A 24365-nucleotide genomic window follows, 5' to 3' on the forward strand; every position below is an offset into this window, starting at 1 on the left:
GGATCATCCCGTGTGTTCACGACCCGCACAAGGAAAAGGGAAATGATGGATACCAACCCAAAGAACACCGAGCGGCAGGAATCCGCCGCTTCGGGTAAGAAGGTCCGAAGCCGCCGCAAGATGCGCCGGACCGCTGGCGGTGCGCTGGCGCTTACCCTCGGACTGACGGGCGCTGGTGTGTTGGCCAGCGCACTCACTCCCGACGCCCAGACGGCTTCCGCTAGCCGCGACGATCAGGCCCTGATCCAAGAGGGCAAGGACATTTATGACTTTGCCTGCGTCACCTGTCACGGGGCGAACCTGCAGGGCATCGAGGATCGTGGCCCCTCCCTTATTGGCGTGGGTGAGGGCTCGGTGTACTTCCAGGTTCACTCCGGCCGCATGCCGATGATGTCGAATGACGCTCAGGCCGAGCGTAAGCGTCCTCGCTACACGGAGCAGCAAGCGCTCGCTATGGCTGCGTACGTGGCGGCCAACGGTGGTGGCCCGGAGATCGTCTACAACTCGGACGGCTCCATTGCGATGGAGGAACTGCGTGGCGCCAATTACAGCGGCAAGATCGACCCGGCGGACGTGGCCCGGGGTTCGGAGCTTTTCCGGCTGAATTGCGCCTCTTGCCACAACTTCACTGGCCGCGGCGGTGCGCTTTCCTCCGGTAAGTATGCCCCGGTGCTGGATCCGGCCAATGAGCAGGAGATTTATCAGGCCATGCTGACTGGCCCGCAGAACATGCCCAAGTTCTCCGATCGTCAGCTTTCCGCGGATGAGAAGAAGGACATCATCGCCTTCATCAAGTCCGCTAAGGAAACGCCCAGCCCCGGTGGTTGGTCGCTCGGCGGCCTCGGCCCGGTGTCGGAGGGCTTCTTTGTGTGGTTCGTCGGCATCGTGGCGCTCATCGCCGCCGCTATCTGGATTGGAACGCGCTCATGAGTAACGCAAAGCATCACGAATATACGGAACAGCAGCTCAAGTCGATGAGCAATGAGGAGCTTGCTCGCCTCGGCACGGAGCTGGACGGTGTCACCGTTGCGTACCGCAAGGAACGTTTCCCGGTGCCGAACGATCCGGCGGAAAAGCGCGCTCAGCGCATCCTGGCCTTCTGGCTTATCCTTGCCGTCGTTTCGGGTGTCGGCTTCCTCGCCACGTACCTGTTTTGGCCCTGGCAATACAAGGGCCTCGGGGATGAGGGATTGTGGACGTACACTTTCTACACCCCGTTGCTTGGCGTGACGGCTGGCCTGACCATCCTGAGCCTGGGTATCTTTGCGGTTCAGTACGTTAAGACCTTTATTCCCGAAGAAATCTCCGTGCAGAAGCGCCACGATGGGCCGTCCGACGAACTGGATCGTCGCACGGTGACGGCCCTGCTGAATGATGCCTGGACGACGTCCACCCTGGGGCGTCGTAAGGCGATCCAGGGACTGCTGGGCGCTGGCGCGGTTTTTGCGGGCCTGGTAGTGGTGGCTCCGCTTGGCGGGATGGTGAAGAACCCGTGGAAGCGTCACGAGCTGAACTATAACGGTGACGGAACTCTGTGGACCTCCGGATGGACCCTGAGGGAGAGCGGAGTCAAGTTGTACCTCGGTCGTGACACCGGTGCGGTGGCGCAGGAACACAAGGGTGAGACTGGCACGCACATGACCACCGAGGGAGTGTCTCGCCTGGTGCGCATGCGTCCCGAGGACCTGGACGCTGCGGCGATGGAGACGGTCTTCCCCCTGGCCGAGTCCGACGTCAACGACGGGGATCGTTACGACCCCAAGCGCGACGTCTACACCAACCACATGCACTCTATTCACGGTCCGCGTAACGCTGTGATGTTGATCCGACTGCGCTCTGCGGATGCTACCAAGGTGGTCGAGCGCAAGGGGCAGGAGGAGTTCCACTACGGCGACTACTACGCCTACTCGAAGATCTGCACGCATATCGGTTGCCCCACCTCGCTGTACGAGGCGCAGACCAACCGCATTCTGTGCCCCTGCCACCAGTCGCAGTTTGACGCTCTCCACTACGGCAAGCCCGTCTTCGGTCCTGCCGCCCGTGCACTGCCGCAGCTGCCGATCACGGTGGACGAGGAAGGCTACCTCATCGCCAAGGACAACTTTGTTGAGCCCGTTGGCCCGGCATTCTGGGAGCGTAAGTCATAATGAGTAATAAACTTGCCCACATTGGCAAAAATGTTGATGAGCGGTACACCATCTCGGGTCTGCTTCGCCCGCAGATCAACAAGGTGTTTCCGACGCACTGGTCCTTCATGCTCGGTGAGATCGCGCTCTATAGCTTCATCATCCTGCTGCTGACCGGTGTGTACCTCACCCTCTTCTTCGATCCCTCCATCACGAAGGTGATCTACGACGGCGCCTATCTCCCCCTGAAGGGTGTGGAGATGTCCCGCGCCTACGAGACCGCGCTTAACCTTTCCTTTGAGGTGCGCGGCGGTCTGTTCGTGCGGCAGATGCACCACTGGGCCGCGCTGATGTTCATGTTCTCGATGGTTGCGCACATGCTGCGCATCTTCTTCACGGGTGCCTTCCGCCGCCCCCGCGAGGCGAACTGGATCATTGGCTGCACCCTGCTAGTGCTGGGTATGGCGGAGGGCTTCCTCGGCTATTCTCTGCCGGACGACCTGCTTTCCGGCGTGGGCCTGCGCATCATGTCCGCGATCATCGTCGGCCTGCCCATCATCGGCACCTGGTTGCATTGGCTTATCTTCGGCGGTGATTTCCCCTCCGAGATCATGCTCGATCGCTTCTACATCGCACACGTGCTCATCATCCCGGGAATCCTGCTCGGCCTGATCGCTGCGCACCTGGCCCTGGTGTGGTACCAGAAGCACACCCAGTTCCCGGGCGCCGGGCGCACCGAGCAAAACGTGGTGGGCGTGCGCATCATGCCGGTCTTTGCCCTCAAGGGCATGGCCTTTGGTCTGCTGACCGCCGGTGTCCTCGCGCTCATGGCCGGTTTGACCACGATCAATGCGATTTGGCTGCTTGGCCCCTACAATCCTTCGCAGGTCTCCGCTGGTTCGCAGCCGGATATTTACATGCTGTGGACGGACGGTGCCGCTCGTGTTATGCCCGCGTGGGAGCTGTACCTGGGTCACTACACGATTCCCGGCGTGTTCTGGGTGGCTCTGTTGGCGGGGCTCATGGTCGTGTTGCTCTTTGCCTACCCCTTCATCGAGAAGGCGATTACCGGTGACGATGCGCACCATAACCTGCTCCAGCGTCCGCGCGATGTTCCGGTGCGCTCCGGTCTGGGGGCGATGGGATTGACCTTCTTCATCCTGCTGACCCTCTCTGGTGGTAACGATCTGATCGCTTATCACTTCCAAATTTCGCTGAATGCAATGACCTGGGTGGGCCGCATTGGCCTGTTGGTTCTGCCGCCGATCGCATACTTCATTACGTATCGCATCTGTATTGGGTTGCAGCGCTCCGACCGCGAGGTGCTGGAGCACGGTATTGAGACGGGTGTCATCAAGCAGCTTCCTAACGGCGCCTTTATCGAGGTGCACCAGCCCTTGGGCGGCGTGGACGAGCACGGACATGCGGTTCCGCTGGAGTACTCGGGTGCAAAGGTGCCCAAGCAGCTCAATCAACTGGGCTTTGCGGATTCCGAATCGTACGGCGTCTTCTCCGCTGATCCCGAGGGCATTCAGGAGCGCAAGCGTCAGATTGCCCGAGAGAACCATCACGAGGAAGCTCAGATGCTGGACAACCTCAACAAGGCCAACGAGAAGCACGATCGGGATTCTGATCATTAAGCCTCCGGTAGCCGTTGGATAACGGCCGTGCCTTATCAGGGGAGGGTTCCCACCGCGGTGGGAACCCTCCCCTGATATATACGGGGTCGGAGGGAAACTGGTTCGTGGTGTAGTGCGGGTGCTCCGGTAGGGAGATGGCGTATGGGGGAGGCGGTACGGTGATGCGCCGAGCGAGAGACGCATACGGGGATGTAAGGGGTGTGATGCGAGGGGAAGGTGAGACGGCGTTACCCGTCATGTGATGAAGGTCATATTTTAGATTTTCCCTTTCGTTCCCTCGCTGGATTCTGCCGCGGGGAGCGTCGTGACGGATCAGCTCCCCCATGCACTTTGGCCGCTCTGACCTGCTAAGGAATGGATACTTTCGTATTTTTCCCACCGAACGGCCTGGCCGGGGAACGCTCGGCAAACTTTCAGCATCTTTTTGGTAACGGTTCGGTAACGGCGTCGTGGCGGCGATGCGGTTGGACAAGGTTTGTGGCCGTTTCGTAATCTAATCGAGACATTGCAGCGGGGCAGGGCCCTGGGGCAAGCGTATGAACTGAAAACTAAAAGCCGAACCCTGAAGGGAAGCAGACTTCCCTTCAGGGGCCGGGGGGGACTGCTCGCTCGTGGGGCTTGCCCCTCGGGTGGGGAGTATCCTTCTCACCCTCAGTGTGACCGGTAGGCATTGACAGAAAGATGTGGAGATTCATTCGTGACTAAGCACCGTCGGCAGGAAAATGCCACCGCTCGCCGTTTTGCCGCCGCCTCCGCCCTCGCCGTGGGTGCCACCGTGGTGGCCCCGGCAGCGGCCAACGCCGCCAGCTTCACGGTTCCCAGCACCGATTTTTCCGTCGATCTGCCGGACCTGGGGATCATCCCGGGCTATGACTTCGTGCAGAACATTGCCTCTTTCGATCAGGGGGCTCAGAGTGCTGAGTTCACTCCGGCTGCCGTCTCGGAGCTTTCCACCTCTGCGCTGGGGGAGGATCGCAGTGCCGCTATTCCCGCTCCGGCTTCCTCCGTGGGGCAGAGCATCGTGGACGTAGCTCGCAGCAAGATCGGTTCCCCCTACGTCTACGGGGCGTCCGGTCCGAATGCCTTTGACTGCTCCGGCTTCACCTCCTGGGTGTACTCCCAGGTTGGCAAGGCTATCCCGCGTACCTCCCAGGCCCAGGCCTCCGCGGGCACCCCGGTGGCCTACGAGGATCTGCAGCCCGGTGACATCGTGGCCTTCTACGGTGGTGCCTCGCACGTGGGTATCTATGCCGGTAACGGCATGATCATCGACGCCCTGAATTCCGGGATCCCGGTGGGGGAGCGGCCGCTCGATATGATGCCCTTCCACTCGGCGGTGCGTTTCTAGCGCATCGCGAGGAGGCGGTCAGCCCTCCGCATCGTATGCAGGCCCTGACTATCCCGCTTGGGGGTGGTCGGGGCCTTTGTCTATGGGCTGTTTCGTGCGGATGGTCGGGATGGGATCAGAGGTATGGACCGGCAAGACCAATAAAATTTTTCGATCTTCCCACTAGGCAAGAAGCCCCCTGTGCGACTATAGTTCTTTTCGTTATATCCATCCTCCTCTCTTCGCCTGGAGTACATAGAGTGTTCAAACCACACCACACTGCGAGCTACACTCAGCGCTTGCTTATTAGTACTGGCACGGTTCTCGCCCTCACCGTGGGGGGAGCTTCGGTGGCGTATGCCGATGAAACCGATGATCTGATCGCCTCGATGGAGCAGCTTTCCCGCGACGCCGCGGCCAAGAACGAGGAAGTGAAGCAGCACGAGGAGGAGTTGGACAAGGAAACCGAACAGGTCGACGCCCTTCAAGAGGCCGCCGATAAGGCTCAGGAGGCCGCACAGGAGGCGAAGTCGAAGTGGGAGCAGGCGAAGGAGGAGCTCGATAGGCTGGCGGGTTCTCGGTATCGCCTGTCGAACCTGAATCGAGAGGTGAGCGCCCTTGGTGCGGATGACCCGCAGCACGCCATCGATCGAGCTTCCTACCTGGGCACCCTGTCGCGCAATGCCGATGTGGTAATGAAAAACCTTCAGGCGGCGAGTAGGGAGGCGCTGACCGCGCAGAAGGATGCGGAAGACGAGGCCGCGGGGGCCGTATACGAGCGGGCCAAGCTGGAGGAGGCCCTGGAGGGGCTGCGCGCGGAAAAGGAGGAACTGGAGGCCAAGGTCGCCAAGGTCAAGGAGCGCATTGATGCCCTCACGAAGGATGAGCGCGAGCGTTGGGAGGCGAAGAATAATCCCCAGATCGTGGATCTGGATGCGTTTACCGCGCGACTGCGCCAAACGATCGCCGAGACCGTCGAGGAGGCCCCGGAGAACGCCGAGGCGGCCGATCTGTCCTCTTCATTGGCGACCACGGTCACGGAAATCGTGGAGGAGTTGAGCACCCCGGAGGCGGCGCCGGAGGCCGAGCCGACGTCGGTGCAGGGGCCGTCGATACCAGCCCCGAACAGCTCCGATGCCCCGCAGTCGGTCGGTGCTTCCTCGAGTAAGGCCGCGGGAGCGGTGCAGGCTGCCCTGTCGAAGATCGGTGCTCCTTATAGCTGGGGCGCCACGGGCCCGGATGCTTTCGACTGCTCGGGCCTGATCTACTGGGCTTATCAGCAGCAGGGCATGACGATCCCGCGCACCTCGCAGTCCCAGTTGGCCGGCGGAACCCCGGTGAGCCGTGATCAGCTCCAGCCCGGTGATGTGGTGGGATACTATCCCGGCGTGACGCACGTGGGCCTGTACATCGGTGACGGTAAGCTCGTGCATGCCTCGGACTACGGTATTCCTGTGCAGGTGGTGGACGTGGACTCCATGCCGTGGGCGGGGGCGGTGCGCTTTTAAGCCCGGGCTAAGGTAGGAGCATGGCCACTACGCTCCTGGTTACCAATGACTTCCCGCCCCGCGTGGGTGGGATTCAGTCGTATCTGCGGGACTTTGTCTCCCGCCTCGATCCGAGCGAGGTCGTAGTTTTCGCCTCCACGCAGAATGAAGGGGAGGCGCGGGAGCACGACGCCGCAGTGCCCTACGAGGTGATCCGGTGGCCGCACCGGGTTATGCTGCCCACTCGGGCGACCGTGCGCCGGATGGGGGAGCTGATCGAGGAATACGGGATCACCACCGTGTGGTTCGGGGCGGCGGCACCCTTGGCGGTGATGGGCGGCGCGGCGAAGCGCGCGGGTGCGCGTCGGGTGATCGCCACTACCCATGGGCACGAGGTGGGGTGGTCGATGATCCCCGGGGGACGGCGGGTGCTGCGCGCGATCGGCAATCACGCCGATGTGGTGACCTATATCTCGGATTACACCCTGCGGAGGTTGCGTGGGGCCTTCGGGTCGGGGCCGAGCTTTGTTCACATGCCCTCGGGCGTGGACGTGGGGGTGTTTTGCCCTATCGATGCCGCCCGGAGGACCCGAGTGCGGGACCAATGGGGGATCGGGCATGAGACCCCCTTGATTGTCTGTGTCTCCCGATTGGTGCCGCGCAAGGGGCAGGATCAGCTCCTGCGTGCCATGCCGCGGGTGCGCGCCGCGTTGGGTCAGGCGCAACTGGTGATCGTGGGCCAGGGCAGATATGAAAGCACGCTGCGAATCCTGGCGCACCGTTACGATCCGACCGCGATTTTTACCGGCGGCCTGCCTTTTTCGGAGATGCGGGATCTGTTGGCTGCGGCGGATGTGGCGGCGGTGCCGGCCCGCACCCGCGGTAAGGGCCTCGACGTGGAGGGGCTCGGTATCGTCTTTTTAGAGGCCCAGGCGTGCGGCGTGCCGGTGATCGCTGGGGATTCCGGTGGTGCGCCGGAGACGGTGCGCCCGGATACCGGGCGCGTGGTGCGCGGAAATGACGTCGTGGATCTGGCGAAAGCCCTCGTGGACGTGGTGGGTAGTGCCTCTCACCGCACGCGGATGGGGGCTGCGGGGCGCCGCTACGTGGAGGAGAACTGGTCCTGGGAGCTCATGTCCGCCCGCCTCCGGCGGCTTCTGTGTGATTCCTAGCGTCCCCTATACTGAGAGGGTTACCTAGAACCCGGTCTGACGGAGGCGAGAGAAGCCATGACCGATACGTCGAGCAACCTCACCGTGGGCTTCGACATCGGCGGTACCAACATGCGCGCCGGGGTGGTGGATGTCGATGGACGCATTATCGACGCTCGTTCGCTCCCCTCGCCGCGCGACGCCGAGGGACTCAGCGGCGGTATCGCACACCTGGTGGACCTGCTGCGTCGGGAGCACGAGATCGCTGCCGTGGGCGTGGCCGTGGCGGGCTTCCTCGACCCCGACTGCGAGGTGGTGCGCTTCGCACCGCATCTGCCCTGGCGTGATGCCCCGGTGCGCTCCCTGTTGGAGGAACGATTGGGCCTACCCGTGCGGTTGGAACACGATGCCAACTCCGCGGCCTGGGGGGAGTATCGCTTTGGTGCGGCCCGGGGCGTAGAGACCTGGGTTTTGTTCGCCGTGGGCACCGGCATCGGGGCGACGCTGATGACCCACGGCGAGATCTTTCGTGGCGCCCACGGTACGGCGCCGGAGTTTGGCCACCTCACGGTGGTGCCGGGGGGACGGCCGTGTCCGTGCGGCAAGCTGGGCTGCCTGGAACGCTATTGCTCGGGCACGGCCCTGATGGATTCCGCTATTGAGGTGGTGCATCGGCGCAGGTTCTCGGGTTCGGCCCTGGCCGCCCGGGTGCGCCGCGATCCGAGCTCGGTGGATGGGCCGTGTATCATGCGGGCCGCACGGCAGGGTGACGACGCGGGCATGGCGGTGGTGGAGGAGTTTGCCTCCTGGCTGGGCACGGGGCTGTCCATTGTGGCGGATATTCTAGATCCCGAGCTGATCCTGCTGGGCGGCGGCGTATCCAGAGACGCCGACCTCTACCTGGATCAGGCCACGGAACAGTTTTCCTCGCAGATCGTGGGCACAGGCTACCGCCCGTTGGCCCGCGTAGCGACGGCAGAATTAGGGGCCGATGCGGGTATGATTGGCGTAGCCGATCTGGCGCGGGCGCTCGCCGCCCGCTGACGGCCGGGTAACCCGTCGAAAAGAGACTCAATCCGTCACGGAGGACGAGCAATGCACAACAAGTGGTACTGGACTTTCAAATATATTCTGATGGGTCCTTTTTTGCGCGTGTGGAATCGCCCCGAGATCGAGGGGGTAGAACACATCCCCGCCCAGGGGTCGGCGTTGCTGGCCTCTTCTCACCAGTCGGTGATGGATTCCTTTTTTTTCCCGCTGATGTGCCCCCGCCAGATCACGTTCCCGGCCAAGTCCGAATACTTCACCACCCCCGGCGTGGTGGGTCGCATCCAGAGCTGGTTCTTTAGCACCGTGGGGCAAGTGCCGGTGAACCGCAACGAGGCTGGGGCCGCCGAGGCCGTGCAAAAGGCCGCCCAGGACGTCTTTGACCGCGGTGATCTCTTCGGCATCTACCCGGAAGGGACGCGTTCGCCCGACGGTCGCATCTACCGAGGCCGTACCGGGGTGGCGCGCATCGCCCTGACAAGCAGGCAAAAGATCATTCCGGTGGGCATGATCGGCTCCCGGAAGGCCAACCCCATTGGATCGTGGTTGCTTCGTCCCCGAAAAGTACGCATGAAGGTGGGCGCGCCGATTGACCCCATTGCTTACGTCGAGAGCAAGGGGCTGGATCCGCAATCCCAGGCGGCGGTGCGTGAATTGACGGATCACGTCATGCGCACCCTCGTGGAACTCACCGGCTATGACTACGTGGATGTGTATGCCTCCGAGGTGAAGAAGTCCCTGGAGGCAGGGCACGGCTACCCGCGCGGGGCGGAACCGAGCTTCTCCTAGTTGAGCGATCCCTTCGACTTCGTTCCCGACAGGCGGTCATTGTAGGGTGACATTTATTAGTTTTCGTTCAGCTTTCACCCCGCGATAGGATCCCGCCTTTCTCTATGCCTGTGGCCTCGAACCCCGCCGCCCCTGCCTTGGTGCAGCCCGGAAAGCGATCGCGCGTGGCGTGGCCGGATGTGGCCAAGGGAGTGTCCATCCTCGGAGTGGTTTTGCTCCACGTGTGCCTGGCGGTGCCGTTTGGCATGGATACTCTCGCCGCGCAGGTCAACCACCTCCTCGACCCGCTGCGCATGCCGCTTTTTTTCCTGGTGAGTGGTGTTTTCTCCACCAAGGTGCTGAGGATGACCCTGGGGGAGCTCTTCTGCCGCAGGCTCTGGTTCTTCCTGGTCCCCTACGTGCTATGGACCCCGGTCGAGGTGGGGCTGATGGACTGGCATCGCGCCTCCTATGAGGGCTCTGACCTCGCTGGTGCGGACTTTTACCTGAGTGCCTTGCTCATGGCCCAAAACATGTACTGGTTTCTGTATGTTTTGGTGGCCTTCAACCTCCTGCTGTGGGCCACGCGAAAGCTACCGCCGTGGGCGGCCGTGGCGGCCTCGTTTACCACCGTGTTGGCGCTTCCGCTCAATAGCCATTGCGACACGGTGGGAAAGTTCATCATGTATTTGCCGATCTTCATGGTGGGTGCGCATCTTTCTACCACGGTGCGAGGCTTTGCCAGCGGCACCATGACCCCGACGAAAATCGTGAGCGCTACCACCGCGTACGTTGCGGGCTTTGCGGTGTATGCCCTGTGGTACCTGGTCTCCGCGGACGGCCCCGCGGTGGTGGATTGGCCGCTGTGGCCGGGCACGATGGTCGAGGCCAACGACGTGTGGACGCTCGTGCGCACGGTGGGGCAGTTCCTCATGTTGCCTATTGCGGTTCTTGCCGCGGTGGGGTTGGCGAAGGTGCCCTATCTTTCCCCGGCGTTGCAATTCCTGGGACGACACACGCTGCCCATCTACCTGGGTCACCCCCTCGCACTGACCATTTTTTTCCACGTGCCGATGGCGCGCCTGGGTGGGGTGGAGATCTCGCCTGATTCCGCAGATCTGATGCACACTACCCAGTGGTGGGTGGCACTGTGCATGCTCCTAGGCCTTGCCGGGGGCGTGATGATGTGGATCCTTGAACGCATCCCGGTTATCGGCTGGACACTAAAGCCCCCGCCTGTGGCCAGCCGTCGGCCCGGGATCGGGCAAGTAGAGACACGAGAGTAAAATGCGGTGGTAATTGAGCGTGAAGGACAAAGGAAGCCTAAAGATGAAAAAGATTTTGGTGGGTCGTATGGTGGTCGCCTTGCTGCTCATCGTGGCGTATGTGGTGATGGCCGCCTTCGAGTTCCATCACCTCGAGGCCGGGCCGATCTTCTTCGTGCTCATCGGGCTGGTGATGTTTATCCCGCTACCCGGGGCCGCCCGGGCGGGGGACTCGACCCTACCGCGTTCCGAGGAGGGGACGCGGGGCTAAGGATGTTTCTTTTCGCCAAGCCTGGCGTTGCGCGCCGGGACGCGGAAGGACTGGGGGGATAGCGCAGCATAGCCCAGGAGGACGAGCGCCAACACCACATAGGCATTGCCGAGGGGCAGCGCCCATAGCGGCCAGTTTAGTTCGCGGCCATCATGGGTGGGCAGGAGCCAATGCGGGGAGAGGAAGATCGCGGCACCGAGGGCGAGGCTGAGCGCGCTCATCGCCCGATTGCCCCGGGCGGCGCATCCGCAGACGAGGAGGGCGGGGATCAGCCACACCCAGTGGTGGCTCCAGGAGATCGGGGAACAGATCAAGGCGACGAGGGAATTAAGGACGAGGGCCGCGGGGAGGGCATCGACGTGCACCAGGCGGTGCATGGTCCAGGCCACGGCCGCCACGCAGGCGGCGCTGCCTACGATCCAGATCGCGGAGAAGGCGGCGGGAGGTACCTCCAGGCGATACAGGACGCCCTGGAGGGACTGGTTGGAGGCGTACCAGGGAGTGCCGATGCGGCTCGTGTTGGAGAGCGTGTGCAACCAATAGACCACGGAATTATGCGGGCTGATGAGGGCCGCGAGGGCAGTCCACCCCAAGCCGGAGGCCACGGACCAGGCCGCGGCGCGCCAATCGCGCTTAATCAGGAAATACAGGCCAAAGACTGCGGGAGTGAGCTTGATAGCGGCGGTCAGGCCGGTCAGGACGCCGCGGGGTAGGGGGAGCCGTGTTGCCATGACGTCGGTGCACACGAGTGCCATGAGGATGAGATTGATCTGACCGAACAGGAGGGTCTCGCGCACCGGCTCGGTAAGAAGCAACAGGGGCAGAATACAGGTGGCCCAGGCGGGAGCCGCCAGCTGTGGTGCGCACCAGCGCAGGACGAGAGTGGTGACCCACCACAGGCAGGCTGCGTTGATGGCGCAAAAGAGCAGCGAGCCCAGGGACGAGGGGAACCAGACTAAGGGGGCGAAGATCAGGGCGGCAAACGGAGGATAGGTAAACGGGAGGGTGGCGATGCCCATGTCGTAGTCCCGCTCGTAGATGGACTCGCCGCGCAAGAAGGCCTGCGCCCCGGCGCGGTATACCTCGAAGTCGAGGAAGTAGTGCAGCCGGAAGAAACCCTGGGCGAGGACAAAAACGGCAAGGAAAAGAAAAAGCGCGGTGGCGGCGTATCGGGCCCACCGTGGTGGCGAGATCGGTTCGAGCGATCCTGGTACTTTAACGGCGGTCACCAGCGTATTATACGCACGAGGGAGCGGATCATTGGGTGGGGAAGAGCACCTGCTTTCTCGCGGCTTGCCCCGTGATGTCGAGGGCGAGCTGAGCCGAGAAACGGGTACGCGCTACCCTCGGTGGGGAGGAATGCGGCCGTCGGCCGACTCCACGCCCCCGGAAACAGGTGAAGGGAATGAGGATCATCCGTGCGGTATTTCTATGACACCGAGTTTGTCGAGGACGGCCGCACGATAGAACTGATCTCCATTGGCATCGTGGCCGAAGATGGGCGGGAATATTACGCGGTGTCTACGGACTTCGATGCGCGCCGGGCGAACCCCTGGGTGCGCGAGAATGTACTCAGTAAGTTGCCTAGTCCCCATGCGAGGGAGTGGAAACCTCAGAAGCAGATCAGGGCGGAGGTCTACAATTTCCTCACCGCCGGTGTCGGGCAGCCGGAGTTGTGGGCCTGGGTGGGAGCCTATGACCACGTGGTGCTGGCCCAGCTGTGGGGAGATATGGCGGGACTGCCTCGGGAGATTCCCCGCTACACCAGGGAGCTCAAGCAGCTCTGGGAGATGGCGGGCCGACCGGAGTTGCCCGCCGCGCCGGCGAACGCGCACGATGCCCTGGCGGACGCCCGGCACAACGTGGCGAAGTTCCGCGTTTGTCGGGAGTGCCTTGACCTCGATGAGGGGAACCGGATATGCGGCCCTCGCCGGATGAGCTGACCAAATAGTCACACGGACTCAGGGGGTGCGACTACACTAGAAGTGTGAGTTGGACCGTAGATATTCCTAAAGAAGCCTTGCCCGATCTTCCCCCGTTGCCCGATGGCATCCAAGAGGTATTTGAGGACGTCATTGCGCGCTCGGCCTATCAGCAACCCACCTGGGATCGGGCCCGCGCCGATAACGTGCGCAAACTACTCGAGTCCGTGCCCCCCGTCGTGGTGGCTCCCGAGGTGCGCGACCTTAGAAAGCAGCTTGCTGACGTCGCCCTGGGCAAGGCGTTTTTGCTCCAGGGAGGCGACTGCGCGGAGACCTTCGAGTCCAATAACGAGCCGCACATTCGCGCCAACATTAAGACCCTACTCCAGATGGCGGTGGTACTGACCTACGGTGCTTCCACCCCCGTGGTCAAGCTTGCCCGCATCGCCGGGCAATATGCCAAGCCGCGTTCGGCGGATCGCGACGGTAACGGGTTGCTCAATTACCGGGGTGACATCGTCAATGGTGTTGAGCCTACGGAGGAAGCCCGGCAGCACGATCCGGCGCGCATGATTCGTGCCTACGCAAATTCTTCGGCGGCGATGAATCTGGTGCGAGCTCTAACCTCCTCGGGCACGGCGGATCTGCACCGCGTGACGCAGTGGAACCGCGACTTCGTGGCCACCTCGGCGGCAGGTGCGCGCTACGAGGCCCTGGCCAAGGAGATAGAGCGCGGTCTGAAATTCATGGAGGCCTGCCAGGTGCGGGATGACTCGTTAAGCAGCGCCACGGTATATTGCTCCCACGAGGCTCTCCTGGCGGATTACGAGCGCGGCATGCTGCGCCTGGCCAAGGACGAGAGTGATACCACAAAGATCTACGACCTTTCCGCTCATCAGCTGTGGATCGGGGAGCGTACCCGGGGCATCGATGATTTCCACATCAACTTTGCCGCGATGATCGCCAACCCGGTGGGCCTCAAGATCGGTCCCTCAGTGACGCCGGAGGAGGCCGTGGCCTACGCGGAGAAGCTTGATCCGGAGCGCGAGCCGGGTCGCCTGACCTTCGTCTCACGCATGGGCTACGGGAAAGTGCGCGAGGTGCTTCCCGGCGTGGTGCGCGCGGTGGAGAATGCCGGACACAAGGTGGTCTGGCAGTGCGATCCTATGCACGGCAATACCATTACCGCCTCCAACGGGTACAAGACCCGCCACTTCGATAAGATTATCGACGAGGTGCAGGGATTCTTCGAGGTGCACCGCGCCTTGGGCACGCACCCCGGTGGCCTGCACATCGAACTCACCGGCGAGGACGTCACGGAATGCCTGGGTGGTGCCCAGGACATCACGGATGTGGATCTTCCCGGTCGTTACGAGTCCGCCGTGGATCCACGGCTGAACACCCAGCAGTCGCTGGAACTGGCCTTCCTGGTGGCGGAGATGCTGCGCAGATAGGGGACGGTTGCCGCCTAGCCGAGGGCGGTAACCACCACGGGGGAACCGAGGGGGAGGGATGCCCCCGGTAGCGGGGATTGGGTGAGGATCCGTGCCTGCGGGGAGGAAGCGTGCCCCGTGTCGAGGTCTAACCCCTCCTCGCGGGCGGTTTGTTCGGCCTGCGCGACCGTCTTGCCGAGCAGGAAGGGGGAGCGAACCCGCCCGGGAAGAACGAGATCCACGGTGGAATCCTTGGGATCGAGGCGGCTTCCCGCCTGCGGCTTCGATGCTTGGGCCTCGCCCCGCGTGCCGGTCAGGGTGGGGTCCTCGGTCACCTCGCCGAGTCGCAGCCCTTCCCTGGCTAGCCGGGCGGTGGCCTCCTCGACGCTCAGGCCGGAAACCTCGGGTACCGTGCGCGCAGAGGAGAGGATGAGGCGCACGCTATCCCCGCGGGTGGCCTCGGTACCCCGGTCGGGCACGGTGGCGCTGACCGCGCCGTAGTCGCGGTGGGCGTCGTAGGCCCAGTCCACCATTCCGACCTTGAGCCCAGCCTTGGTCAATGCTGTGGCCGCCTCGTCCTCGTTCATGCCGCCGAGGTCGGGCACGGGCACGGGGGCCGGCCCCTTGCTGATGGTGAGCTCGACGATGCTCTGCGTGGGTACGGCCGTGCCGGGCGCAGGAGAGACCGAGATCACGTCTCCGGCGGGGACATCTTCGGAATGCTCTCGTCGGCTTACCCGCCCCGAGAGAGTGCGCTCGGCGAGGAGCTGCTCGTAGCGCTGGGCACCTGTTTGAGGAGCAATGGTGGGCACCGTGGGCCTGCCCTGGGACACCAAGATCGCGACCTGCGATCCGCGTATGGCGCGATCTCCGGAAGGGTCGGTGCCGACGGCGTGTCCTTGGGCGGTCTCGTCGTCGTAGACCTCGCGGGCGGTGGCCTCGAAGCCAGCGTCCTCGAGGGCCGCGAGGCCCTGGTTCTTGTCCATTCCGATGATCTCGGGAATATCCCCGTAGCGTCCCGAGCCGAGCCACCATCCGCCCAGAGCCACTGCGGTGAGAAACACGCCGACGATGGTCAGCCAGGCGGCCAGGCCTAGCGGGGAGCGATTGCTGTAGGGCCGCGGCCCGGTGGGCGTGGGCGGGGAGGACGGTGGTTCGGCCGCCTCGGAGTCGGGAGGGGCTGGGTGCGGCGGATTTGTGTGGAGAGAAGCTGGGGCCTCGGCGGGCAGCAGGGCGGTCTGATCGGGAGCGCTGTGTTCAATTTCGGTGGCGGGCGGGGTGATGATGCCGGTGGCCATCATCGCCGTGGGCAGGGAGCCGGTGTCCGTGGGAATCTCTGCGGCGCGGTGAGCAGCGGAATTCTGAGGCAGGGGCACCGTGAAATCGGGCAGGCGGAGCCCCGCGATGAGCTGTGCGGCGGCGTCGAGGAACGCGGCGGCGTCCGGGTAGCGGTGGGCGGGATCGCGGTGGGTGGCTCGGGCCACAAGGGCGTCGATCTCGGGAGGGATCCCCTCGATCACCTCGGAGGGAGGGGGAACGTCCTGATCGAGGCGCCGGTAGGCGCGGTCGAGGTCGGTGGTTCCGCGGAAAGGCGTTTCCCCGGTGAGGAGCTCGAACAAAACGATGCCGGCGGAGTAGACGTCGCTGGCGGGGGTAAGTTCCGCGCCGCGCACCTGCTCCGGGGAAAGATAGGCGGCCGTGCCCACGATGTGGGTGGTGGTGTGCTGCTGCGAGTCCGTGGCTCGCACGAGGCCGAAGTCCGCCAGCTTGACGGCGTGATCGGCGCTGATGAGCACGTTATCGGGTTTGATGTCGCGGTGGATCAACCCGTCGCGGTGAGCCTCGGCGAGGCCCGTGAGCACGGCGCGCATGACGGAGAGTGCGGCGTGGGGCGGCATAGGCCCGCGCTCGGCGAGGAGTTCTCGCAGCGTGCCGCCGGTGATGAGCTCCATGACGAGGAATACGTGGTGGCCGTCGGAACCGAAGTCGTAGACCCCCACGATGTGCGGGTGATTGATGCGGGCCATCGCGCGCGCCTCGCGCCGAAAACGCTGGCGGAAAACCGGGTCGTCCACGTAGCGGTCGTCCATGACCTTGACCGCTACGGCGCGCCCCAGGCGGAGATCGACGCAGCGGTAGACGGTGGACATGCCGCCGCGCGCGATCGGGTGATCGATCTGGTACCTGCCCTCAAGGACGTCTCCCACCTGAAGTTGAGCCATGGCCCCAGTATGGCCGAAGGCACAGGTCTGGCGGTAGCCGCATGGTCTAAACTCGGTTCTCGTGAGTGTTCAAGCCGTTCCCGTCACCGTTTTGCCCGCGCAGGAGCCCCTGCTGACGCTGGAGGAGACCTCCGAGCGGCTAGGGATCCTGGTGACCCGGGTGATCGACCTGATCCGCGACCACAAGATCATCGCGATCTCCCGTGAGGGAGTACGCATGATTCCCGAGATTTTCCTGGGAGAAAAGGCGGGGGTGCAGCGCTTTGTTCCCGGCGTGATCGCGTTGCTCTCCGACGGTGGCTATAGCGATGAAGAGATCATTCGGTACCTGTTTACCGAGGATCCCTTGCTGCCGGGGCGGCCTATCGACGCGCTGCATGGCCACCTGGCACGCGAGGTGATGCGTCGGGCGCAGGCGATGGCGCTGTAGTCGTCCGAAAGAGCCAGGCGCTCAGCCCCCAGGCGATCAATGCCGCGGCAAGCATCCACAGCGGGTTATACAACTGGTGATTGCCCGATCCCGTGAACGCGAGGGTTACCACGATGGAGGCCCCCGTCGCCCACGCCAAGATCCGGCGCGGAATTGGCGTGACTGCGATGAGAGAAATCAGGCTGGCGTAGTACCAGGGCAGCGTCACGGAGTTAAAGACGAACGCTACGCAATACGCCACTGCGATGCCGCGCACGGCCTGTTCGGCGGTGGAGCGGAAAAACCACCAGGCCGCCACCAGTCCCAGCCCCAAGATGACCATGGAGGCCTTGCGGAGGAAGGCTAAGGGGACGTTAAAAGTGAGGGAGGGATCGAACAGCAGGAGAAAATCCGTGGCCACCCCGGCGAGCAAGGAAGGCGCGGCTAGGGGATTGATGACCTTGGAATTACCCGAGATCTCCGCCAGCCAGCCCCAGGAGGAATGCGAGGCCCACGTGATTGCGGCCACCACGCCGAGGGTGAGTGCCGTGCCCGCGCCACCAATGCCGAGGAAGGCGACCACGCGCCTGGACAGGCTGGCGGTCGCGGAGGTGTAGCGGCGTAGCGCCATCCATACCACGAAGGGCAGAGCGAGCGCCGCCGTGGCCTTGAGCGAGACCGCCACCGCGATCAGTGCTATCGCACTGACGTAGCGGTGGCGCGCGGCGCAGACGAGCCCCAGGCTGACCAGACCCACCATGATGGATTCGTTGTGCATGCCGCCCACCAGGTGCAGGACCATCACCGGATTGGCCACGCCCATCCATAGGGCTATGGCGGGCGGTGCGCAGCATGCTTGGGCCAGGCGGGGAACGGCCCAGGCGATAGCGCTAAAACCGAGGAGCGACAGCAATTTATACAGAAGAATGCCCGCGGTGATGTTATCGCCTACCAAGCGGGTGACGCCCTCGCCGATCCACAGGTGGAGGGGGCCATACGGCGTGGTGGTGTTGCGCCAGTCGTGGGAAACCTCCAGGAGCATGGGACCCGGATTAACGGCAGCGCCCTGGGAGTAGGGGTCAAAACCGTCCCGGAACATCGCGCCCTGCATCAGGTAGGAATACACGTCCCGGGACAGGATCGGTGCGGCAAAGAATAGGGGGAACACCCAGGCGAACAGGCTGAGACGCACCTCGTGGAGGCGATGCGGGGAGCAGAGTGCCTGCCTGCCCAGGAGCACCCATGCCGCGATGAGCAGGAGGATGCCCGCCCACACAATCGCGTTGGACAGACCGGCTCCGTGGCCGTAGCCGAGAAAATCCAGCCCCAGCGTGTGGAGCACCCCGCCGCGGTTGCGGGTGGCCCCGGCGCCGAAAGAACCCACGGCGATCAACGAGGTGCCGAGCGTTCCTAGCGGGAGCGGGCGCAGCGGCGGCAGGGACATGGTGGGGCCTTTACTTTCGGCGGGCGGTGGAACGAATGGCGAGTGCGCTGAGGATCTCGCGCACCTCGGGGGAGATTGACTCCGTCCGCAGGTGGGCCATGCCGGAGTCCACGAGGGCATCGATGCGCCGTTCCACCTCGGCCAGGGCCCCGGAAGCGACGATGATTTCGGTGAGCCGATTCAACCGCGCGGTGTCGAGGGGCGAACCCACGCTGCGCCGCAGTTCCTCGGCAGCGGTGGGATCGCTCTTGTCCATCGTGCGGAGGGCCAGGCCCAACAAGACCGTGCGCTTGCCCTCGCGCAGGTCGTCCCCGGCCGGTTTGCCGGTGACGGCGGGATCGCCGAACACCCCCAGCACATCGTCGCGGAGCTGGAAGGCGATGCCCACGTCGCGCCCATAGCAGCGGAAGGCCTCGATGAGTTCGGGGGAGGCCCCGCCGATGGCGGCGCCCAGGTGCAGCGGGCGCTCGATGGTGTAGGCGGCCGTCTTGAAGCGATTGACCGATTCCGCCAGGGCGATATCCTCGCTGGCGGTGGCTTCCAGCGTGATATCGAGTAGCTGGCCGCCGATGACCTCCGTGCGCATGGCGCGCCATGGTTCGCGCACGCGACGCAGGGCGGCGTCGGAAAGCCCGGAATCATGGAGCATATCATCGGCCCATGTGAGGGCAAGATCGCCGATCAGGATGGCGGCGGATCGACCGAAGTGTGCGCTGAGGCCTTGCCATCGGGACTCGCGATGGCGGTGTTCGATGTGTCGGTGCACGGTGGGGGCACCGCGCCGGGTATCGGAGGCATCGATGATGTCGTCATGGATGAGGGCGCAGGCCTGGATGAGTTCCAAGGAACTGACCGCCCGGAGCACCGCCGAGGGATCCTCCCCACTGTCGAGGCCGTGCGCGCCGAGGAAACCCGCCCAGCCGTAGAGGGGACGGATGCGCTTGCCGCCGCCGAGGACGAAGTCCCGCAGGCTTGCTGCGGCCTCGGCCACCGGTGCGCCGATGGCCTTGACCTCGGTAAGCCGGGAGTCGAGATACCCGGTCAGGATCTCGTGGGCCACCGCGGGAATATCGCGGGGGGTCAGCGAGCGGGTGTCGTAGGACACGATAGGGAGGGTCCTTTCGGGGAGCGGGAGGAATATATCCACGATACCTAGCCGGTGCGATCTCTTTGCGCGGAGAGGGGGAGCGTGGCGCCGAGTATGGCAAAGGGACGGGAATCCCCGGGGAAAGAAAAAGATCGCAGCACGTCGCGGAAGCCCAGGGAGCGGTAGAGGCGAAACGCCCGATTGGCCTCCGCGGGGACCTCGGGGGTGGAAAGCAGGGCGGTAGGTTCTGTGGCTTGGTCGAGCAGGCGAGAAAGGAGGGTGCGGCCTAGTCCGTGCCCCTGATGGCGGGGGGAGACGTGTACTTCCGTGACCTCGAAGTAATTATCGAGGACAGAGACGGGGCGGTCGCTGCGCAGTAGGCCTCGGTGCACCTGTTGATGCCACCAGGTGTCCGGGCAGCCGTGAAAGCCATAGGCGATGGCTGCCAGGTCTGCGGGGTCGATCGGGGCGTGGCGGGGAGTGTTCTCCGGGGTGCGTAGGGCGCAGAAGGCATGAAAACCCGGCATGGCGCTGTCCCTGTGCCATGCCGCGATGCGGTTGTCCCGGATTCGAGAGGGATAGCGCATGGCAGCGAGATAGACATCCACGAGTGCGGGGGTGATGGCGAGAAAATCGGAGGAGGAAAGTTTTCGGATAGACAGGCCCATGACCCCATGCAATCACGGCGCCCTGTGGAGCGGCTGAGACGGCTTTGGTGCGGTGGTCCTGGGGATCGACAGTCGGCGATGATAGAAAATATGTTCTATTATGTGGGTGGAGCGTCTCGACCTGTGTTTAGAGTCGGGAGGTGTTCGCGATGGCGGGGAGGTTCACAGGCGCCTTCCTGGCAACGCGGTAGGCAGTGAGGTAGGAGGGGAGATGGCGCAGATCATTTCCGCCACGGCCGTGGCGGCGTATCGAGGTAGGGGGCGCGCCGAACGTTCTTCCGGCCTGGGTCGAGGGGACTTCATGGACAAGGCGGACGTTTTGCTCTCTCAGGCCCTGGCGGAGAGCGCAGCGGGGCGTGATGGAGAGGCCTTCGAGTCTGCCTATCGGTGCGCGTTGCGCGTGGCCGGGGCGGTGTTGGCCGACACCCCGGTGGTGAGGCGGCGGCGTGCCCCCGTGGGGGCGTGGGCCCGACTCCGTGCGGTGAACGATCGCGGCCGGTACTGGGCCGAGCAGTTTGAGGCGTTTTCTCGGCTGCGCTCGCGGTGGAATTCCGGGCTAGAATCGCGGATAGAAGAGCGCGTGGCGCAACAGCTGATTGACTTAGCATCCGCGTTCTTTGCGGAGGTAGAGGCGGAGTTCTCGGTCGCAGCCGCCGCCTGACGGCGCCACCGTGTGGTGGTGGGAACAGATCCGCGGTGCGCGTCGTTGAAAAACATAGTGATGGGTCAAGAGCCGGGATACATGGGAGGAATTGTGTCGCTATCGGAGCAGGAGCAGCGGGCGCTATGGGAGATTGAGCAGTCTCTCTTGGCCGAGGACCCGAGCTTTGGCGCCTCTGTTGCTGGGGGTCGAGGTGTGCGGGGGGCCGCGCCTGGTCGCATGTTCCGTGGCGTGGCCCTGGGGGTTCTTGGGCTGGTTCTGCTCATCGGTGGGGTGGCGCTTTCCCAGGCCTCCTTGTGGTTTGTGATTCTGGGCGTGGCGGGTTTTCTTCTGATGTTCGGCGCGGGTGTGTGGGTTTTGCGCGGGTCCGGGCAGCCTGATGTCGCGCCGGGGCGCGGGAGTGGTGGCGGCGCGCCGAGGGGGAAATCGATGGGCGATTCTGTGCTAGCCAAGCGAATGGAGGAGGACTTCCGCCGCCGCTTCGAGTGATGCTTGGGGAGGCATGGGTGGGCCCCGCGGTTTCTTTATCGCAGTGATGCGAGGGGAGCCGCGGGGCCTGCTTTGCGTATGGGGTGGGTGGGGTGTCGTCGGGCGGCTCAGGTATTCGGTGTTTCCCCCCACTTTCTCCCACCGTTTTCTTCGATGCGGATCGTCGTATCGATGTTGGGGGTCGCGATTGGTGTCATGCCGAGGGGTTGACACAGGGGTCCGTTAGTGATGGGGCTAATGTGATTAATGTTTTTGTTGATATTTTGGGCCGGGGCTGTGTGCGGGGGTCTGCCCCACGGGAAAATAGAGCCTTGACCTGTGTATTTTGTGTCTTGTGTGACTGCAGTGGCCTTATGGCTAGTTCTGGTGGGGGAAAGTGGGGTAGAGTGGGGCGCACTGGTTGATGTGGGGGAGCGGAAGCTCCCGAGCACCGGCTAGAGGAAGGCAAGCCGATCCCGTGGCAGCGAGCAAAAGGAAGGTGGTTCCGGGATGTTTCTCGGCACCTATACCCCGAAGCTCGATGACAAGGGGCGACTCACTCTCCCCGCGAAGTTTCGCGATGAGCTAGCGGGTGGATTGATGGTCACCAAGGGACAGGATCACAGCCTGGCGGTCTACCCGCGCGAAGAATTCGCGCTGCGGGCGCGCAAGGCTGCGGCGGTGTCTCGCACGAACCCGGAGGCTCGCGCGTTTATCCGCAACTTGGCGGCGAGTGCCGATGAGCAGCGTCCAGACGGTCACGGCCGGATCACGCTCTCGGCGGCGCATCGAAGCTACGCGGGACTCGTCAAGGAGTGCGTGGTGATCGGTTCGGTGGACTTCCTGGAGATTTGGGATGCGGAGGCCTGGGCTCACTACCAGCAGCAGACGGAAGAGGCATTTTCCTCGGCGGACGCCGACGATGTCCTCGGCGGATTGCTCTAGGGGCTGTGCGCGAAAGCATCGCGGCGGAGTGCGCGGAGGACTCCGCCCGGACGGGACGATCGTTCTGGTGTACTTCCCCGACATCAGAGCCATTGTTCTCATCCGGGTGGGGCCCTGCACGCGCTCCGCGGTAACACGAATGGATGATGCGCATGCAGCACGCACGAGCGCACCGGCAGAAAGGGGGTGGAGGGCCACCATGGAATCGACGACGGGTACGGGATACGGCGAGCGCCTTGCGCGCAACCACGGTCATGTGCCCGTGCTACGCGACCGCGTGACGGATCTCCTTGCCCCCGCAGTCGAGGCGGCCGGGATCAGAGCCGTGATCGTTGATGGCACCCTGGGCGCGGGCGGTCACGCCGAGCATTTTCTGCGTTCCTTTCCTCACGCCGTGCTGATGGGCGTTGATCGAGACCCCGTTTCCCTGGGAAACGCCACTCGACGCATCCAGGACGCGGGGCTGGGGGACAGGTTTTACCCCGTTCACGCCCGGTACGATGAGGTGGCCGCGGCGATTGAGCAGGGCGAAGGGCCCGTCATTGAACGGGCGCGAGCCTACGGCATCGCCGGAGCCCTGTACGACCTCGGTGTTTCTTCCATGCAACTGGATCAGGTGGAGCGGGGCTTTGCCTATCGCGTGGATGCCCCACTGGATATGAGGATGGATCCCACCTCCGGGCGTACTGCGGCTGACGTGCTCAACACGTATAGCCATGGTGAATTGGCCAGGGTGCTCAAGACGTACGGCGACGAGCGCTTTGCGGGCAAGATCGCCGCGGCTGTTCTGCGCGAGCGGGAGAAAGAGCCCTTTCGTACGTCGGGTCGGCTCGTGGAACTCCTCTACGCAACGATTCCCGCCGCGGCCCGTCGCACCGGTGGGCATCCGGCTAAGCGAACCTTCCAGGCCCTGCGCGTGGAGGTCAACGCGGAGCTGGCTTCCCTGGCAGCGGCGATACCCGCGATCACTGCTGCCCTCGGAGGCGGTGGTCGCGCGGTGTTTATGAGCTATCAATCGCACGAGGATCGCCTAGTCAAGAGGTGTTTCGCGGATTTAACGGCCTCGACCACCCCACGGGGATTGCCCATGGATTTGCCTGGCACGCAACCGAGTTTCCGCCTGCTCACCCGGGGTGCGGAGAAGGCCACGCGGCAGGAAATCGACGATAATCCGCGCGCTGCGCCGGTGCGCGTGCGCGCCATCGAAAGAATACGTCCCGACGCCGAGAGCACGATCCCTGGAGGATACCGATGAACTCCCACAGTGAAACCAGCGCTCGCCGTAGCCGAGACATGAGCCTGGAGGCCGCGACGGGTGGTTCAGCCACCGCCTTGCTGGATGCCGGCGAGCGTCGGGGTTTTGCGCCGTCCGCCCCCGCCGCGCCGCGCCGCGCCGTGCGCAATCCGGTGCGCCGCGTGGTGCCCAGGCCCACCGTCGGGAGGCTAGGGTCCCGTCAGGTGGTATCGGTGCGGGGGCGCAGGGTGGCCACGGCGCGGCAGTCTTCCCGGCTGACCCGCATCAGCCTGGTGGCCATCGTGCTCTTGGTGGGCGGCGTGGCGCTGGCCATGGCGCTGTCGGGAGTCTCCACTCAGCAGACCTTTCGCCTGCAGCAGCTCACCGCCCAGGAAAAGCAGCTGGATAATCAGATTGAGACGCTCAACCGGGATGTGGAGACGGCGCGGAGTTCCTCCGAATCCGTCCGGCACGCGAATGACAACCGTATGGTGGTGCCCCAGCAGCCCGGTATCCTGGCGGTGGAAGGCAACGGAGAGATCAGGGAGCGACGCCCGGCGCAGGGCGAATCGCGGCCCTTCGTCGATGTCAACGGTACGCCGGCCCGAGCGCACGCGGCCTCGAGCAACCCGGATAAGACGCAGGGTCTGGGGGACAATCTTGAGGCGGTGCCGCAGGGACAGCAACCTCCGTCGGCGGCGCAGCCTCCCGCGGGTGGTCAGGCTCAGCCACCCTACCTGAATTAACCGTATGAGTTTTAGGGAAGGTGGCATCGGGAAGTGAATCGCCC

The 24365-nt window shown here is 64.0% G+C and carries 23 protein-coding genes; 18 read left to right on the forward strand and 5 right to left on the reverse strand.

Annotated elements, in window-relative coordinates:
• The first annotated feature begins 42 nt into the window (after positions 1-42).
• From H7347_RS01155 to H7347_RS01200, 10 genes are all read left to right on the forward strand, one after another.
• Positions 43-930, forward strand: coding sequence for a cytochrome c (locus H7347_RS01155; protein WP_186337082.1), 888 nt, complete (start codon positions 43-45; stop codon positions 928-930).
• Positions 927-2147: a ubiquinol-cytochrome c reductase iron-sulfur subunit gene (locus H7347_RS01160; RefSeq protein ID WP_152820528.1), complete on the forward strand. Its 1221-nt coding sequence runs from the start codon at positions 927-929 to the stop codon at positions 2145-2147. The genes H7347_RS01155 and H7347_RS01160 overlap by 4 nt, the downstream gene beginning before the upstream one ends.
• Positions 2147-3766: a cytochrome bc complex cytochrome b subunit gene (locus H7347_RS01165; RefSeq protein ID WP_152820529.1), complete on the forward strand. Its 1620-nt coding sequence runs from the start codon at positions 2147-2149 to the stop codon at positions 3764-3766. Before H7347_RS01160 ends, H7347_RS01165 begins: the two co-directional genes overlap by 1 nt.
• 697 nt (positions 3767-4463) lie before the next feature.
• Positions 4464-5114: a C40 family peptidase gene (locus tag H7347_RS01170; protein WP_186337083.1), complete on the forward strand. Its 651-nt coding sequence runs from the start codon at positions 4464-4466 to the stop codon at positions 5112-5114.
• 278 nt (positions 5115-5392) lie between these two features.
• Positions 5393-6601 (forward strand): NlpC/P60 family protein, encoded by a 1209-nt coding sequence (locus H7347_RS01175; RefSeq protein WP_227658937.1) that lies wholly within the window; start codon positions 5393-5395, stop codon positions 6599-6601.
• Positions 6602-6621: 20 nt separating this feature from the next.
• Positions 6622-7752 (forward strand): glycosyltransferase family 4 protein, encoded by a 1131-nt coding sequence (locus tag H7347_RS01180; protein ID WP_152820533.1) that lies wholly within the window; start codon positions 6622-6624, stop codon positions 7750-7752.
• 57 nt (positions 7753-7809) lie between these two features.
• On the forward strand, positions 7810-8775 hold the full coding sequence (locus H7347_RS01185; protein WP_152820535.1) for an ROK family protein: 966 nt from the start codon (positions 7810-7812) through the stop codon (positions 8773-8775).
• A gap of 51 nt (positions 8776-8826) precedes the next feature.
• Complete coding sequence (locus H7347_RS01190; protein ID WP_152820537.1) at positions 8827-9567, forward strand: 1-acyl-sn-glycerol-3-phosphate acyltransferase; 741 nt, start codon at positions 8827-8829, stop codon at positions 9565-9567.
• 104 nt (positions 9568-9671) lie between these two features.
• Entirely contained in the window at positions 9672-10832 is a 1161-nt protein-coding gene (locus tag H7347_RS01195) for an acyltransferase family protein (RefSeq protein ID WP_152820539.1), read from the forward strand.
• Positions 10833-10875: 43 nt separating this feature from the next.
• Positions 10876-11082: a hypothetical protein gene (locus tag H7347_RS01200; protein ID WP_152820541.1), complete on the forward strand. Its 207-nt coding sequence runs from the start codon at positions 10876-10878 to the stop codon at positions 11080-11082.
• Here H7347_RS01200 and H7347_RS01205 read toward each other — a convergent pair.
• Entirely contained in the window at positions 11079-12311 is a 1233-nt protein-coding gene (locus H7347_RS01205; protein WP_152820543.1) for a glycosyltransferase 87 family protein, read from the reverse strand. The two genes, H7347_RS01200 and H7347_RS01205, sit on opposite strands and share 4 nt — an antisense overlap.
• Positions 12312-12500: 189 nt before the next feature.
• On the opposite strand from H7347_RS01205, the gene H7347_RS01210 reads away from it, so the two are divergent.
• Positions 12501-13025 carry a polyadenylate-specific 3'-exoribonuclease AS gene (locus H7347_RS01210; protein WP_186337084.1) on the forward strand — a complete coding sequence of 175 codons (525 nt, stop codon included), beginning with the start codon at positions 12501-12503 and terminating at the stop codon, positions 13023-13025.
• 44 nt (positions 13026-13069) lie between these two features.
• Positions 13070-14458 carry a class II 3-deoxy-7-phosphoheptulonate synthase gene (locus H7347_RS01215; RefSeq protein WP_186337085.1) on the forward strand — a complete coding sequence of 463 codons (1389 nt, stop codon included), beginning with the start codon at positions 13070-13072 and terminating at the stop codon, positions 14456-14458.
• Positions 14459-14472: 14 nt separating this feature from the next.
• On the opposite strand, the gene pknB is transcribed toward H7347_RS01215, so the two are convergent.
• Positions 14473-16659 (reverse strand): Stk1 family PASTA domain-containing Ser/Thr kinase, encoded by a 2187-nt coding sequence (pknB, locus tag H7347_RS01220; RefSeq protein WP_152820545.1) that lies wholly within the window; start codon positions 16657-16659, stop codon positions 14473-14475.
• A gap of 61 nt (positions 16660-16720) precedes the next feature.
• On the opposite strand from pknB, the gene H7347_RS01225 reads away from it, so the two are divergent.
• Positions 16721-17089: an Rv2175c family DNA-binding protein gene (locus tag H7347_RS01225; protein WP_186337086.1), complete on the forward strand. Its 369-nt coding sequence runs from the start codon at positions 16721-16723 to the stop codon at positions 17087-17089.
• On the opposite strand, the gene H7347_RS01230 is transcribed toward H7347_RS01225, so the two are convergent.
• From H7347_RS01230 to H7347_RS01240, 3 genes are read right to left on the reverse strand one after another with little or no spacing between them, the layout of a single operon-like run.
• Entirely contained in the window at positions 17022-18512 is a 1491-nt protein-coding gene (locus tag H7347_RS01230) for an alpha-(1->6)-mannopyranosyltransferase A (RefSeq protein ID WP_152820547.1), read from the reverse strand. The genes H7347_RS01225 and H7347_RS01230 overlap by 68 nt on opposite strands.
• Before the next feature lie 10 nt (positions 18513-18522).
• Complete coding sequence (locus tag H7347_RS01235; protein WP_370513879.1) at positions 18523-19617, reverse strand: polyprenyl synthetase family protein; 1095 nt, start codon at positions 19615-19617, stop codon at positions 18523-18525.
• A gap of 47 nt (positions 19618-19664) precedes the next feature.
• Positions 19665-20267 (reverse strand): N-acetyltransferase, encoded by a 603-nt coding sequence (locus H7347_RS01240; RefSeq protein ID WP_152820549.1) that lies wholly within the window; start codon positions 20265-20267, stop codon positions 19665-19667.
• A 211-nt stretch (positions 20268-20478) separates the two neighbouring features.
• Here H7347_RS01240 and H7347_RS01245 point away from each other — a divergent pair, with 211 nt between their 5' ends.
• The 5 genes from H7347_RS01245 (at position 20479) to H7347_RS01265 (ending at position 24321) form a co-directional block, all read left to right on the forward strand.
• A complete protein-coding gene (locus tag H7347_RS01245) occupies positions 20479-20928 on the forward strand; it encodes an SAV_6107 family HEPN domain-containing protein (RefSeq protein WP_152820551.1) in 450 nt (149 codons plus the stop codon).
• A gap of 93 nt (positions 20929-21021) precedes the next feature.
• Positions 21022-21417: a DUF3040 domain-containing protein gene (locus tag H7347_RS01250; protein WP_186337087.1), complete on the forward strand. Its 396-nt coding sequence runs from the start codon at positions 21022-21024 to the stop codon at positions 21415-21417.
• Between the two features lie 489 nt (positions 21418-21906).
• On the forward strand, positions 21907-22341 hold the full coding sequence (gene mraZ, locus H7347_RS01255; RefSeq protein WP_152820555.1) for a division/cell wall cluster transcriptional repressor MraZ: 435 nt from the start codon (positions 21907-21909) through the stop codon (positions 22339-22341).
• Between the two features lie 199 nt (positions 22342-22540).
• Positions 22541-23596: a 16S rRNA (cytosine(1402)-N(4))-methyltransferase RsmH gene (gene rsmH / locus H7347_RS01260; RefSeq protein WP_152820557.1), complete on the forward strand. Its 1056-nt coding sequence runs from the start codon at positions 22541-22543 to the stop codon at positions 23594-23596.
• The gene (locus H7347_RS01265; protein ID WP_152820559.1) at positions 23593-24321 is read left to right on the forward strand and encodes a hypothetical protein; all 729 of its coding nucleotides are present in this window, start codon (positions 23593-23595) and stop codon (positions 24319-24321) included. Before rsmH ends, H7347_RS01265 begins: the two co-directional genes overlap by 4 nt.
• The last annotated feature ends 44 nt before the right edge of the window (positions 24322-24365 follow it).

The sequence above is a fragment of the Corynebacterium sp. zg-331 genome, assembly GCF_014267345.1.
In the GTDB taxonomy this organism is placed as follows: Bacteria; Actinomycetota; Actinomycetes; order Mycobacteriales; family Mycobacteriaceae; genus Corynebacterium.